General features: G+C 73.6%; 11 protein-coding genes. 8 read left to right on the top strand and 3 right to left on the bottom strand.

Annotation, left to right across the window (positions count from 1 at the left end; all coding sequences use genetic code 11):
• Positions 1 to 101: 101 nt before the first annotated feature.
• Entirely contained in the window at positions 102 to 1565 is a 1464-nt protein-coding gene (locus ACYVDA_RS11865; RefSeq protein ID WP_460818567.1) for an HNH endonuclease signature motif containing protein, read from the bottom strand.
• A 197-nt stretch (positions 1566 to 1762) separates the two neighbouring features.
• Positions 1763 to 3850 carry a DUF6077 domain-containing protein gene (locus ACYVDA_RS11870; RefSeq protein WP_460818568.1) on the bottom strand — a complete coding sequence of 696 codons (2088 nt, stop codon included), beginning with the start codon at positions 3848 to 3850 and terminating at the stop codon, positions 1763 to 1765.
• Positions 3851 to 4121: 271 nt separating this feature from the next.
• Between ACYVDA_RS11870 and ACYVDA_RS11875 the strand changes: the two genes are divergently transcribed.
• From ACYVDA_RS11875 to ACYVDA_RS11905, 7 genes are all read left to right on the top strand, one after another.
• Positions 4122 to 5645: a phospholipase D-like domain-containing protein gene (locus tag ACYVDA_RS11875; protein ID WP_460818569.1), complete on the top strand. Its 1524-nt coding sequence runs from the start codon at positions 4122 to 4124 to the stop codon at positions 5643 to 5645.
• A gap of 148 nt (positions 5646 to 5793) precedes the next feature.
• The gene (locus ACYVDA_RS11880) at positions 5794 to 6561 is read left to right on the top strand and encodes a glycosyltransferase family 2 protein (protein WP_460818570.1); all 768 of its coding nucleotides are present in this window, start codon (positions 5794 to 5796) and stop codon (positions 6559 to 6561) included.
• A complete protein-coding gene (locus tag ACYVDA_RS11885) occupies positions 6558 to 6941 on the top strand; it encodes a DUF2304 domain-containing protein (protein WP_460818571.1) in 384 nt (127 codons plus the stop codon). Before ACYVDA_RS11880 ends, ACYVDA_RS11885 begins: the two co-directional genes overlap by 4 nt.
• A gap of 119 nt (positions 6942 to 7060) precedes the next feature.
• Positions 7061 to 8683, top strand: coding sequence for an SAM-dependent methyltransferase (locus ACYVDA_RS11890; protein ID WP_460818572.1), 1623 nt, complete (start codon positions 7061 to 7063; stop codon positions 8681 to 8683).
• A complete protein-coding gene (locus ACYVDA_RS11895) occupies positions 8671 to 8910 on the top strand; it encodes a DUF6752 domain-containing protein (protein WP_460818573.1) in 240 nt (79 codons plus the stop codon). Before ACYVDA_RS11890 ends, ACYVDA_RS11895 begins: the two co-directional genes overlap by 13 nt.
• Before the next feature lie 9 nt (positions 8911 to 8919).
• On the top strand, positions 8920 to 10113 hold the full coding sequence (locus ACYVDA_RS11900; protein WP_460818574.1) for a hypothetical protein: 1194 nt from the start codon (positions 8920 to 8922) through the stop codon (positions 10111 to 10113).
• A 157-nt stretch (positions 10114 to 10270) separates the two neighbouring features.
• Positions 10271 to 11470: an acyl-CoA dehydrogenase family protein gene (locus ACYVDA_RS11905; protein ID WP_460818575.1), complete on the top strand. Its 1200-nt coding sequence runs from the start codon at positions 10271 to 10273 to the stop codon at positions 11468 to 11470.
• Between the two features lie 30 nt (positions 11471 to 11500).
• Here ACYVDA_RS11905 and ACYVDA_RS11910 read toward each other — a convergent pair whose 3' ends face one another.
• Positions 11501 to 12661, bottom strand: coding sequence for a S8 family serine peptidase (locus ACYVDA_RS11910; RefSeq protein WP_460818576.1), 1161 nt, complete (start codon positions 12659 to 12661; stop codon positions 11501 to 11503).
• A 97-nt stretch (positions 12662 to 12758) separates the two neighbouring features.
• Here ACYVDA_RS11910 and ACYVDA_RS11915 point away from each other — a divergent pair, with 97 nt between their 5' ends.
• Positions 12759 to 13832: a DUF2332 domain-containing protein gene (locus ACYVDA_RS11915; protein WP_460818577.1), complete on the top strand. Its 1074-nt coding sequence runs from the start codon at positions 12759 to 12761 to the stop codon at positions 13830 to 13832.
• Positions 13833 to 13873 lie beyond the last annotated feature (41 nt).

Here is a 13873-nt window from a genome sequence, read left to right on the forward strand (position 1 = left end):
TCGAGCAGGGCGCTCTGCGCGCGTCGTCGAGGGATGGTGACCCGGGAACGCCGGTGGCCTGTCCAGGTGGTGCCGTCTGGACAGGTCGCGGGGCGGTGGGACTAAGAGGGTGCAGGTCGCTGGCGTGGCAGGTGGATCGGCCCGGGTGGGACCCGTGGTCGGTCGGTGGTGACGTCTCTGGTTCCGCCGGGGTCGCGCAGGAACTGGTAGCCGTGGGGACTGGACCACAGGTACGTCCCGGGACTGACCGTCGTGTAGGTCCACAGTGCGTGGGTCTTGAGCCGGTGGTGTCGCCGGCACAGGGGCGCGAGGTTGCAGGAGCACGTGGGTCCGCCGTCGGCGTGGGCGATGACGTGGTCGCAGTCGGCCTTCCTCGCTGGGGCGCTGCACCAGGGGAAGACGCAGGTGTGGTCGCGGAGCTGGGCCTGGTGCTGCAACCGGTCGGGGACCTCGTAGGCCTCGACGTGGATCAGGTCCTCGGTGTCGACGACGGGTCGGACCGTCACGTGGGTGTCGGGGTTGGCGCACCAGCCGCGGACCTGGTCGGCGGTCACGATCCGCCGGCCCTCCTCGACCCGAGCCAGGTGGAGACAACCGGCGTCGGTGCCGCTGCGGGTGAGGGCGGCGCGGGACAGGTGCACGTGCAGGACCACCTGCCGTGCCTTGGGCCGGCTTTCGATGGTCGGGGTGACAACCGGGTCGCACACGCCGTCGTCGGCGGCTTCTCCTAGGAGGTCGAGGGTGAGCTGGTCGCGGGTGTGCTGCCGACCGAGCTCGCCGGCGGCCATGGCACGGCGGACGTCGAGGGACTTGTCGCAGCCGGCGGCCTTCAGCACCGCGGCTTCGTGGGCCAGGGCGTGGTCGAGGTCGCGGGCGTCGGCGGTGTCGAGCTGGGCGTGCAGGTAGGTCATCCCGCCGATCGCGGAGTCCGGGGTGGGCCGGTCGTGGCGGAAGGTGACGTGACGGCCGTCGGCGGCCTTCTCCGCGTCCTCCCGGGCCCGGTCGGGCATGAACCTTGCGATCACCTCGGTGACCAGCCGTTCGACGGCGGCGTAGCCGACCTTGTGGGCGTACGCCGCGACCTGGGCATCTACGTGGGCGGCTGCTTCGGGGGTGAGGGTGATGGTCTGGTCGGCGATGTTCTTGGCCCGCCACACCGGCACCTCGCCAGCGACCACGCGTGCCCACAGGCGGGGGAGGCGGTGCTTGACCTCGAGGGCCCTGCCGATGAGGTTGCGGCCGGAGTCGGTGGAGAGTCCAAGAGCGGCGGCGAGCTCGGGGATCGCGAACTCCGCGACCAGGGGTGCCCCGTCGCCGGCGATCGCCAGGGGGCGCTCCAGGTAGGTGGGGGTCATCCAGGCGGCGTCGTGGATGGACTCGGCCGGGTGCTGCTCGCCCCAGATGGCGGCCGCCATGAAGAGTTGGGCGTCGGCGTGGTCGCGGGCGTCGCGGCGGTCGCGTGCGTAGGCGAGGACGTCGGTCGGCTCGTCGAGGTCGGGCACCTCGACCCGCACCGGCACGGCCGCGGGGCGACGCGGGTGCCGGGTGCGGGAGGAGGTGGCCATGACCAAACTCAACCAGCGACCACCGACAAGACGCTGTCGGGAAGCGGGGTGAAACGGACACGGGGAAAACTTCTTGAAGAAGTTTCTGCGACGCGGCCCGGCGGGGGCTGGCGAGTGGTTCCGGTGGGCGTGCGGCTTTGGTTTCGACGACCGGCCTGGCGGGGCCTGGCGGCCCTGCTCGACCAACGGCTCCTCCGCTAGCTCCCTGTGCGGACGCAGGTCATGTCGACGAGGTGGGTGCGGTCGGTGAAGCCGGCGGCGGCGAGGGCCGCGGGGACCCGGCCCGCCTTGGAGTCACGGACGCAGACCAGGGTGACGTCGAGGGTGCGCAGGGCGCGGCGCAGCGTCGGGCCCTGGAGCCGGGTGGGCTCGTTGCGCACGAAGCGGGCGAGGGCGCGGCGGTCGCGGTGCTGCTGGGCGGGCTCGCGCAGGATGCGGGTGTACCAGCCGCGGGGGTCCAGCGCGTAGGCGCGCGTCGTGACCATCGGCATCACCTCCATCGCCTTCGGAGGCAGCAGGAGCACCCCGTGCGGGTCGGAGGCCATCACCGCGGCCACCTCCCGCTGGGCCAGCGGGTCGACCTTCCAGGTGGGCCGCGACGTCAGGGTCACCGGCCCGTTGTGGTCGACGGTGGTCCACAGCGGGGCGCCGAACCAGACGAAGGAGGCGATCAGGAGCACGGGCAGGACGAGGGCGGTCCCGACGCGCACGCGGGCGGAGGAGGGTTCGTCCGCCGCCACGGCGGCGGGGAACGGCCACGACGGGCGGGCCACCGCGAGCAGGCCGACGAGCACCGCGATCGGGACGCAGTAGAGGACCCGCCACAGGATCGGCCCCGCGCCGGTGAGGTCGGCGGCCAGGCGCAGCAGCGGACCGTAGAGGACCACGAGGGTGGCCAGCACGGTCGAGCTCACCATCAGGGCGACGTGGCGACCGCGCACCAGCAGCGGGGCCAGCGCCAGGGCGACCAGCGCCACGGCCACCATCCAGTGGCCGGGCCCCAGCACCCGGCGGAAGGTGCCGGCGCCCGTCTGCAGCGCGCCGTTCGCGCCGACATCGGTGGAGAGCAGCAGCACCACCACGCCGCTGACCAGGGGGCCGGCGATCAGCAGCACCCCGCCCACCAGGAGGCGACGGTGGCGCAGGGCGAGGCCGGCCACCAGGATGCCGCCGGTGACGAAGGGCACCAGGATCACCGCGGTCGAGGTCAGCCCGACGAAGGCGACACCGGCCACGGCCAGCGTGACCAGCCGGCGGCGGTCGTCGCGCCGGACGAGGTCGTCGGCCCACACCCAGATCATGGGCAGCAGGACGACCAGCGCCAGCACCTTGCCCTGCCACATCCGGGCGATCCAGAAGTTGCCCAGCCGGGACTCCCCGCTGAGCAGCATGAACGACACCGCGACGACGACCACCACCAGCGGCAGGCGCGGCGCCCAGCGGCGGGACAGGGCCCAGAAGGCCCAGACCGTGCCGACGGCCCCGACGAAGGTGCTCACCAGCCAGGTGAGCGTGCCGACGCTGACGCCGGACATGTGGCTCAGCACCCCGACCAGGGCCTCGATCGAGGCCACCGGGATGCCGCCGTTGTACGGCGTGACGTAGGTGCCCGGCCCGAAGATGGTGTCGCGCACCAGCGCGGTGCCGTGCTCGGCGATCCACACCGACCGGTTCACGTAGTAGGGGTCGTCGTGGTCCGGCAGGTGGATGAACAGGCTCAGCACGCCGACCGCCACGGCCAGGCCGGCCGCCGCCAGGTGCTCCCGACGCCGTACGCCGACGGGCTGGTCGGGCGCGACCGGCCCCCGGAACAGCGCCGCCAGCCCCACGGCGAGGGCCACCACCGGCAGCAGCCAGAGGGGGGCGAAGCCCGACCGGGGCCACGGGTGCACCGCCGCGAGGACCAGCGCGGCGCACACGAGTCCGGCCGCGCCGGGCGCCACCGCCAGCCAGTGCGGCCGCTCCGCGAGCCACGCGTCGGTCCCATCGGGCTCCGCAGGACCCCCCGTCACCCCGGCGACCCCGGTCCCACCGGTCACGCGGGGCTCGACCGCCCGAGCCCCGTCCTGGGCGCCCCGCAGCTCCGAGGACCGCATTCCGCGGACCAGGACCAGGAGCGCGCCGGCGAGCGAGGTCGCGGCCCAGACCCAGCCGAGCGGCCACAGGGAGAGCCCGAGGGACCAGCCGGCCCAGTAGAGGACCGACCACCAGGCGATCGACCAGGTGGCGACCTCGATCAGGTGGTCGCCCCAGACGGGGCGCTCGGGACGTGGCTGCAGGGTCACCGGCGCATTCTCACCCACGGTCCTGACACGAGCCGGACGGGACATGCCGCGGGGCCCGGAGCCCGAGGGGTGGACGGTCGGCGTCTCACGGACGGTGGCGGGATGCCGCCTGGGCTAGTCCCATCTGTCTCACGCGCACCTCGAGTGGGTCCCGTTCGGTTACGCTCGCCCAGTTCATCGGGGGACGAGTCCACGGACCTTCCACTACACCGCAGCACGCACAGCCGCACTCCGGTCCGCGGGCTCCATCACCACTCGAAAGGCGGGGCCCGTGAAGAAGCCTCTGCGTTCCACGGCCGGCCTCCTCGCCGCCGTCATGGTCTCCGGACTGGTGGCCACCCAGGCGATCACCTCCGCGGGCGCGGCACCGGTCCGTCCGGCCGCCGCCACGGTCGCCGACTGCCGGCCGATCACGACGCCGACCCCGACGCCGACCCCCACCCCCACGCCGACGCCGACGTCCACCGCGACGCCGACGCCGTCGGACCCGACGAGTCCCTCGACCCCGGTGCCCACGACGACGCCGCCGGTGCCGACCCCGACCGACCCCGGGCCCCCCACCACGCCGGACAACTACACGCCGGTCGACGGCAACGTGTCGATCAACGACCCGCTCAAGATCGTCAAGGGCACCCAGGACAAGTACCGCTTGGCCAACTACAACATCCTCAAGCGGTCGGTCCGCAGCACCCCGACCTGCGGGTCGATCAAGCTCTACTCCTGGAACATGCGCAGCACCGACATGGTCAACGAGCTCAAGGCCGCCATGGACCGCGGGGTCCAGGTGCAGCTGATCATGGCCGCGAGCAACAACGGCGCCAAGGGCACCTCGAAGTACAACCCCGACTTCGTGAACCTGAAGGCGGCCATGGCCGCGGCCAACAAGAAGCTCAACCCGATCCTGGTGGCCCAGAAGCGCTACAACGAGGCCCGCACGTGCGGCCACTCGTGCCGCTACTTCTCCGGGGCCGCGCACTACAAGCTCTACGTGTTCTCCCAGGTGGGTGACACCAAGGGCGTCGTCTACTACGGGTCGCACAACCTCACCGACGCGGCCGTCTACTACCAGTGGAACGACCTCTACACGGTGGTCCAGCCGAGCTACTACACGTTCATGAACGGCATCTACGACCAGGCCTGGAACCAGCAGCGCTCGTCCAACCCCTACCGCCGGGGCTCGTTCTCGGGGATGAACATGGACATCTACGCCTACCGCGGCGCGGGCCGCACCAGCGGCGCGGACCCGGTGCTGACCACGCTGAACAAGGTGCGCTGCACCAACGCCGGCAGCGCCGGCATCGGTGGTCGCACGGCGATCCGGATCGCGGTGGCGGCGCTGTTCGACCAGCGGGCGCAGAACCTCACCACGAAGCTGATCCAGCTCAAGCGGTCCGGCTGCAACCTGCGGGTCCTGCTGACGGCCGTGAACGGTCGCACCATCAAGCGGCTGCGGGCCGCCGGGGTGCCGACCCGCCAGCTGGGCCGGCTCCAGCGCCGCACGACCGTCTTCGAGTACTACACCCACACCAAGGTGATGGCGATCAGTGGCAACTACGCGGGCAAGCCCAACACCAAGGTCGCCTTCAACGGCACCGCCAACTGGACGGCCTCGACCCTGGGCAGCGACGAGCTCGTCGGGACCATCTACCGGGCCGGCGTCGTGAACTACTACAACAACTTCGTCAACTACTGGTACGCCCACACCCCCATGGGCAGCCGGATGGTGGCGGCACCGCCGCAGAACGCCGCCAACCGCGTCAGCTCCCCCTGGAGCAAGATGGAGCAGGACTACTGATCCCGCCCCACCTCTGACGGACCACGACCTCGGCCCCCTCGCTCCGGCGAGGGGGCCGTCGTCGTACCAAGGCGTCCGCGCGGTACGACGCGCCTGCGGGTGGCGGCGCGGCCCGGACCCGAGCAGGACGTCTCCTAGGATGACGCCCATGCCACGCGACCCCCACCCGCCCCGTCGCGTGCTCGTGATCATCCCGGCCTGGAACGAGGAGGGCTCGGTCGCCGAGACCGTCGCCGAGGTCCGGGCCACCAACCCCGAGGTCGACGTGGTGGTCGTGGACGACGGGTCCACCGACCGCACCGCGGCCCGCGCCCGGGAGGCGGGTGCCTCGGTCTGCTCGCTGCCCTTCAACCTGGGGGTCGGCGGGGCGATGCGGGCGGGCTACCGGTACGCCGCGCGCCACGACTACGACGTGGCCGTCCAGATCGACGCCGACGGCCAGCACGACTCGCGCTATCTGCCCGCGCTGCTCGAGCGGCTGGAGGGCGGGCCCGACGGCTCCGACCCCGCCGACGTGGTGATCGGGGCGCGCTTCGCCACCGCCGAGGACACCTACCAGGCCGGTGGGCTGCGCCGGATGGCGATGCGGCTGCTGGCCTGGGTGCTGTCCCGGCTGGCGCACACCCACCTGACCGACGTCACCAGCGGCTTCCGGTTGGCCAACCGGCGCGCGCTGGTGCTCTTCGCCCAGCACTACCCGGCCGAGTACCTCGGCGACACCGTGGAGTCCCTGGTCATCGCCGTGCGGGGCGGACTGGTGGTGCGCCAGGAGCCGGTCCAGATGCGCGAGCGGCAGGCGGGCGTCGCCAGCCAGTCGCCGGTGAAGGCCGCGATCTACCTGGCCCGGGCGTGCGTGGCCCTCGTCCTGGCGCTCGTGCGCCGCTGGCCCGACCCGACCCCGGAGGCCCACCGATGAGCTCCACCGTCCTGCTCGGCCTGATCGGCAGCGCGGTCATCATCGTCGTGCTGTTCGAGATGCTGCGCCGCCAGACCCTCCGCGAGAAGTACGCCGTCCTGTGGTTCCTGATCGCCGTCGTCTGCCTGGCCATCGCGATCGTCCCGCGGATCCTGTTCGGGGCCGCGAACCTGCTCGGGGTGCAGGTGCCGGCCAACCTGCTCTTCTTCGGCGCGAGCATGGTGCTGATGATGCTGACCCTCCAGCACAGCTACGAGCTGGGCCGCCTGGAGGAGAAGACCCGCACCCTGGCCGAGGACCTGGCCATCCTGCGGATGGAGCTCGACGAGGTCCGGGACCACCAGGACCGGAGCGACGACGGGACCGGGTCGCTCGGCTGAGGCTCGTGCGGCAACGCGCCAGCGGCCCCGTGATCGTTGCTGCTGCCGCGTGCCTGAACTAGCCTGAGCGACCGCGGTCGAGGGTCCGCGACGACGAGGAGACGAAGGCGGTCGGGGCATTGGGGCAGGTCCGCCTGGCACGGATCGACCACGAGGGTCTCGCGCTGACGCACGACGCCGGTGAGGCCGACCTCGCCCTGGACGTGCTGCTCGACGGTCGCCGGGTGTGGTCCTTCTGGGTGCTCCGCGACACCCGCACCGAGGCGGGTGAGCTGGTCGTCGAGTGGCCCCGTGCCCTGCGGCGGTTCCTCCACGGCACCACCGACGTGACCGTGCTCGAGCACGTCAGCACCCGCGTGCTGCACGAGGGCGAGCTGCGCTTCGGCGACTCCGACGAGCGGATCGCCGTCGTCGACGGGGCCGGGCGCCCGCTGGCGATGGACAAGTCCGGCCGGATGGCCCAGACCTTCGACACCCGCAGCGCCGCCCACGTCGGGCCGCTGCTGGACGCCGTCGAGCAGGTCCTCGCCGCCCTGGACGAGGCCGGGATCGACGCGTTCCTCGCCTACGGATCGCTGCTCGGCGCGGTCCGGGAGGGGCGCCTGATCGGGCACGACAGCGACGCCGACCTGGGCTACGTCAGCCGGCACCGGCACCCGGTCGACGTCGCCCGGGAGTCCTTCGAGCTCCAGCGACGCCTGACCGCCATGGGCTACCCCATCCACCGCTACAGCGGCGCCGCCTTCCGCATCGACGTCCGCGAGGGCGACGGGTCGGTCCGCGGGCTCGACCTCTTCGGCGGCTTCCTCGACGAGGGCACGCTCTTCTTGATGGGGGAGGTGGGCCACCCGTTCCGCGAGGAGTGGGTCCGGCCGCTGGGTCGCGCGACGCTGGAGGGTCGGTCCTTCCCCGTGCCGGCCGAGCCCGAGCGCCTCCTCGAGGCGATGTACGGCCCCGCGTGGCGCGTCCCCGACCCGGCGTACGTCTTCACCACGCCGGTCGAGGTGCAGCGTGCCCTCAACGGCTGGTTCCGCGGCGTACGGGTCCACCGGCAGGAGTACGGCGCCTGGTACGCCGCGCACCGCCACGACCCCGTCGACGTCGGACCCTCCGCCCTGGCGGCCCACCTGCTGGAGCAGGAGACCCGGGACGAGGGAGTGCCGCCCCGCGTGCTCGACCTGGGCGCTGGGCGCGCCACCGACAGCCTGTGGCTGGCCCGCCAGGGGCTCTCGGTCACGGCCTACGACTACCTCCCCTCGGCGGCCGAGCCGGCGCAGGAGAGGGCCGCCGCGGAGGGTCTCGACCTCGAGGTCGAGACGGTCAACCTCCTGGACCTGCGCTCGACGCTGTCGGCCGGCGCCCGCGAGGCCCGCCGGACCGGGCCCACCGCGGTGCTCGCCCGCCACGTCGCCGACTGCACGACCGTCTTCGGCCGGGAGTCGCTGTGGCGCCTGGCCCGGATGGCGCTGCGCGCCCGTGGCCACGACGGCGGCAGCGGCGGTCGGCTCTACGTGGAGCACTGGGTCGACGGTGGCGAGCCGGAGTTCATCGGTCAACGGCGGGTGCCGACCGAGCGCCTGGTGGCCGAGCTCGAGGCCCGCGGGGCCCGGGTCGTGCACGTGGAGGAGCGCACCGAGGTCGGCGCCGGGGACGGCAGCAGCGACCAGAGCAGGGACAGTGCAGGCGCGACCGGTCACCCCGGTCGCACGATCGGACGGTTGGTGGCCCAGTGGCAGGACTGAAGGAGCGCGTGGCCCGTCGGGTGCGCGCCGGCGGTGAGCGCGACGCCGCGCTGCGTGGACTGACCGAGCGGGTGGAGCGGTTGGAGGCCGAGAACATCGAGCTGCGCCGCCACGGCATGCGCCTGGCCGAGGTCATCGACCTCGTGCAGGAGCTGCTCGTGCCGGTCGCCGCGCGCGACGAGGCCGGGATCGAGGAGGCCGTCGCGGCCTTCCGTCGCAGCCTGTGAGGCGGCGTCGTGGCTGAGGAGGTCTTCGTCCACATCGGTCTGCCCAAGACCGCGACGACCTACCTGCAGACCATCGTGTGGAGCGCGCGCGACCAGCTCCGGGCCGAGGGGCTGCTGCTCCCGGGCGCGGACCGCCGGGACCACCTGTGGGCCACCCGGGTGGTGCGCGAGGAGCCGATCGCGGAGGGGTTCTTCCACGAGCGCACGACCACCTCGTGGGACCGGCTGCGCGCCGAGATCGAGGCCTGGCCCGGGCGGGCGCTGGTCTCGCACGAGTTCTTCGCCGCGGCCACGGCCGAGCAGGCGGCGCGGATGGTGGAGCAGCTGGCGCCGGCGCGGGTGCACGTCGTCGTGACGGCGCGCGAGCCGCTCGGGCTGTTCGCGGCGGGCTGGCAGGAGAGCCTGAAGAACCGGGAGACCTGGCCGATGTCGGAGTTCTCCCCCGAGGAGGCCGGCGGGCCCTCGGTGGTGTGGAACTGGCGCACGCTGGACCTGCGCGCGGTGCTGGAGCGGTGGGGCCCGACCGTGCCCGCCGACCGGGTGCACGTGCTGCCCCTGGACCCCGGGGCCGCCCGCGAGGCGATCTGGCACCGGTTCGCGGACCTGCTGGGGCTGGACGGGGGTGCCTACGACCTCGGCACCAGCTTCCCCAACGCGTCCATGGGGGTCGTCGAGGCCGAGACCCTGCGCCGGGTCAACGAGCACCTCGTGGAGCGCGAGGACTTCACCACCTCCTTCGACCGGGGCGTCTTCATCCGCACCTTCCTCGCCGACGAGCGCCTGGTGCCGCGCGGCGGCGAGCGGTTCGCCCCCTCGCCCGCGCAGGTCGAGGAGTGCCGACGTCGCGGGCGGGCCGCGCGCGACCTGGTGGTGGCCCGGGGGTACGACGTGCGCGGCGACGCCGACCACCTGCTCGTGCCCGAGGAGCTGCCCGAGCGCCGCTGGGCGGGCTCGGTGACCGACGCCGAGGTCGCCGCCACCGCGACCGAGCTGGTGGCGGTGGTGCTGGCCGACGTCCGGGACCAGCGCGTCGAGCTGCGCCAGGCCCGCCGCGAGATCGCGAGCGCCCGGGAGCGGGCCGAGCTCGCCGAGGCCGACGCGGCGCAGGCGCACGCCCGGGTCGACGACCTCTACGCCCGTCGGCCCCTGTGGCGCCGTGCCGCGCGACGCGTCCGGGACGGTCTGCGACCGGGGCGGTCGTGACCCGGGACTGACCCGAGTGACCCCGGAGTGACCCCGAAGTGACCTCGGAGTGATCTGGGTCATGCCCCGACCCCTCGTCGTGGGGGCTACTGGTGGGTAGATTCAGGTGACTCGTCGCGACCCACCGGTCGTGGCCCCTCGCCGGAAGGAACGCTCCATGGCTCGCCTGTGCCTGACCGAAGGTCTGACCGACATCCAGGAGGAGATCCTCAAGGCCGTCCGCCAGTTCGTCGAGGCCAAGATCATCCCGGTCGCCACCGAGCTCGAGCACAAGGACGAGTACCCCACCGAGATCGTCGAGGGCCTCAAGGAGCTCGGCATCTTCGGCCTGATGATCCCCGAGGAGTACGGCGGCCTCGGCGAGTCGCTGCTGACCTACGCCCTGGTCGTGGAGGAGATCGCCCGCGGCTGGATGAGCGTCTCCGGCGTCATCAACACCCACTTCATCGTGGCCTACATGCTGATGCACCACGGGACCGACGAGCAGAAGCAGAAGTACCTCCCGCGGATGGCCACCGGCGAGGTCCGCGGCTCGTTCTCGATGTCCGAGCCCGGCCTGGGCTCCGACGTCTCGGCGATCAAGACCAAGGCCGTCAAGGGCGCCGACGGCGACTACACCATCGACGGCCAGAAGATGTGGCTGACCAACGGTGGCTCCTCCACGCTGATCGCCGTCCTGGTCAAGACCGACGAGGGCGCCGACAGCGTCTACAAGAACATGTCGACCTTCCTGGTGGAGAAGGAGGCGGGCTTCGGCGAGACCGCCCCCGGCCTGACCATCCCCGGGAAGATCGACAAGATGGGCTACAAGGGCGTCGACACCACCGAGGCGATCTTCGAGGGCCACCAGATCTCGGCCGACCAGATCCTGGGCGGCGAGGCCGGGAAGGGCTTCTACCAGATGATGGACGGCGTCGAGGTGGGCCGCGTCAACGTCGCGGCGCGCGCCTGCGGCATCGCCAACCGGGCCTTCGAGCTGGGCATCTCCTACTCCCAGCAGCGCGAGACCTTCGGCAAGCCGATCTCCCAGCACCAGGCGATCCTGTTCCGCCTGGCCGAGATGGCCACCAAGGTCGAGGCCGCCCACGCGATGATGGTCAGGGCCGCGCGCCTGAAGGACAAGGGCGAGCGCAACGACGTCGAGGCGGGCATGGCCAAGTTCCTCGCGGCGGAGTACTGCAACGAGGTCGTCGAGGCCTCCTTCCGCATCCACGGCGGCTACGGCTACTCCAAGGAGTACGAGATCGAGCGCCTCTACCGTGAGGCGGCATTCATGCTGATCGGCGAGGGCACCGCCGACATCCAGAAGATGATCATCGGCCGCAGCCTGCTCAAGGACTACAAGCTCAAGAGCTGACCCCAGCTGTCGTGGCCTCCCGCCCCGGGGTCACAGGCCGCCGGTGAACAGCAGCCGGTCCGGTGACCCGTGCCGGTCGCCGCGCAGGGCCCCGGTGGTGGCGTGCGCGAGCAGCCAGCGGCGCACCCGGGCCGGGGCCGCGTGCGGGTGGGTTGAGAGGAACAGCGCGGCCACCCCACTGGCGTACGGCGCGGCCCACGACGTGGCCGTCTCGTCCGCGGTGACCACCCCGCCCGGGACCAGCGCCGGGCTGATCACCGAGCGCACCTGCTCGGCCGGGGCGTAGAGGTCGACGCAGCGGCCGTGGTTCAGCCCCGCGTCGCGGTCGGTGCGGGTCGAGCCGCCGACCGTGACCACCGAGGGCAGGCCGGCCGGGGGGAACCGGCACGCGTCCTCGCCGGCGTTGCCCGCCGCCGCGACGACGGTGACGCCGGCGCGGACGACCCGGGCGACCGCGGCCCGCACCGTCGGGGCCGGCGCCGGCACGTTGAGCGACAGGTTGGCCACCGCGGGGCGCCGCGCGTGGGTCGCCACCCAGTCCAGGGCCCGCACGATCCGGGCGACCCGCTGGGCCTCGGAGCTGTCGACCGACCCGCCTTCGCAGCCGGCGAGGGCCCCGACCGAGACCAGCCGGGCCTGGGGCGCCACGCCGGTGCGCCGGCCGCCCACGATGCCGGCCACGAACAGGCCGTGGTCGATGCCCGACTCGAGCACGCAGTGGCGGCCGCTGCGCAGGCCGACCGAGGCCCGGCCCCCGAGCTCGGCGTGGGTGGGGTCGAAGAGGCCGTCGACGACGTAGACCGTCACCCCGCGCCCCTGGCTGCGGGTGGTGAAGGCGCCGTCGAGGGGCCGTCGACGCTGGTCGATCCGGTCCAACGCCCAGCCGGGGTGCGTCCGGGTCACCCGGGCCGCGGGTGCGGGCGTGGTGGCCAGGGTCCGGGCGCCCGGGTCGCCCGGGTCGGTCGAGGAGGGGGCCGCGGAGGCGGCGAGCGTGGGGCTGGCGGAGGCCGTGGCGCTGGGAGGAGTGCTCGGGCTCGGGGTCGCGCTCGGGGTCGGGGCGCTGCTCGGGGTGCCGGCCGCGTCCGGCGTCGAGGCACCGCAGGCGGTCAGCGCCAGCAGCGCGGCGGCGCAGGCGCCCGTCCGCGCCGACGGGGAGGGCCGGTGGTGCAAGCGGTGCGAGCGGTGCGCCATCGGCCGAGCCTAGGACTCCTCGGGCCGTTCGGGCAGTCCTCACCGGTCCCGGTCCGCGGGGCCTGGCACGTCGGGCGGCGGGTGCGAGACTCACGAGGTGGACGTGGCACGGGCCGTGGAGGCGCTGCGGGAGCAGGGACGGGCCTGCGCGGCCCTCGGCTCCCCGATGTACGCCGGCCTGCTGGACCTCCTCGCCGACGACTGCGCCGCGGGCGGGCCGACGGCCGACGTGCTCACCGGCCCCGGGGAGACCGGCGGCCCCGGCGGCCCCGGTGGTCCCGTCCGGTCGGCGCTGGCGCTGCGCCTGCTGGGTGGCGTGCACGCCCTGGTGCTGGAGCGGCGGGCCGGGGCCCTCGCGCTGAGCTGGCCGACCGTCGGCGGCACCTGGGAGCCGGTCGCCGGGAGCGAGGCGGTGCTGCGGCTGCTGGCCGAGCGGCCCGAGGAGGTGCGGGCCTGGCTCGACCGCCCGCCCCAGACCAACGAGGTCGGGCGGGCCGCCGCGCTGCTCGGGGGGCTGCTGCACCTCGAGGACGACCTGCGCCTGCCGGTGCGGCTGGTCGAGCTCGGCGCCTCGGCGGGCCTGAACCTGCTCGCCGACCGGTTCGCGCTGCTCGACGACGCCGGGCGGGTGCTCCAGGGCGACCCGGCCTCCGGCGTACGGCTGGAGGGGGCGTGGGCCGGACGTCCTCTGCGTCCCTGGCCGGGGCTGCGGTTCGTCGACCCGATCGGGTGCGACCTCCACCCGGTCGACGCGACCACGGCGCAGGGGCGGTTGGCGCTCTCGGCGTACGTCTGGCCCGACCAGCCCGCCCGCTGGGAGCGGCTCCGCGCGGCCCTGGCGCTCGCGGCCGAGCACCGGCCCGACGTGCGGGCGGTGCCCGCATCGACCCTGCTGGAGGCACTCGAGCTGCGCGAGGGCTGCGTGAGCGTGGTCTGGCACAGCGTCGTCGACCAGTACCTCGATCCCGAGGAGCGCGCCCGCGTCCGGTCGCGGCTCGAGGAGCTCAGCGCCTCCGCCTCCGCCACCGCCCCGCTGGCCCACCTCGCCCTGGAGCCGGACGCCTCCGGCTCCCCGGCGCTGGCCGTCACCCTGCGGACCTGGCCGGGTCCCGCGCGCGTACGCCGGCTCGGTCGCGCGCCGGCGCACGGCCTGCCGACCACCTGGACCTGACCGGCCGGGCGGGCAAACCCCTGGCCGGGCGGCCTCCTCAG

Source organism: Nocardioides korecus (assembly GCF_054778395.1).

What these genes read in the sequence shown, in the direction of transcription:
- ACYVDA_RS11910 (WP_460818576.1), bottom strand. Translation starts at nt 12,661, where the DNA reads ATGGCGCACCGCTCGCACCGCTTGCACCACCGGCCCTCCCCGTCGGCG.
- ACYVDA_RS11905 (WP_460818575.1), top strand. Translation starts at nt 10,271, where the DNA reads ATGGCTCGCCTGTGCCTGACCGAAGGTCTGACCGACATCCAGGAGGAG.
- ACYVDA_RS11865 (WP_460818567.1), bottom strand. Translation starts at nt 1,565, where the DNA reads ATGGCCACCTCCTCCCGCACCCGGCACCCGCGTCGCCCCGCGGCCGTG.
- ACYVDA_RS11880 (WP_460818570.1), top strand. Translation starts at nt 5,794, where the DNA reads ATGCCACGCGACCCCCACCCGCCCCGTCGCGTGCTCGTGATCATCCCG.
- ACYVDA_RS11885 (WP_460818571.1), top strand. Translation starts at nt 6,558, where the DNA reads ATGAGCTCCACCGTCCTGCTCGGCCTGATCGGCAGCGCGGTCATCATC.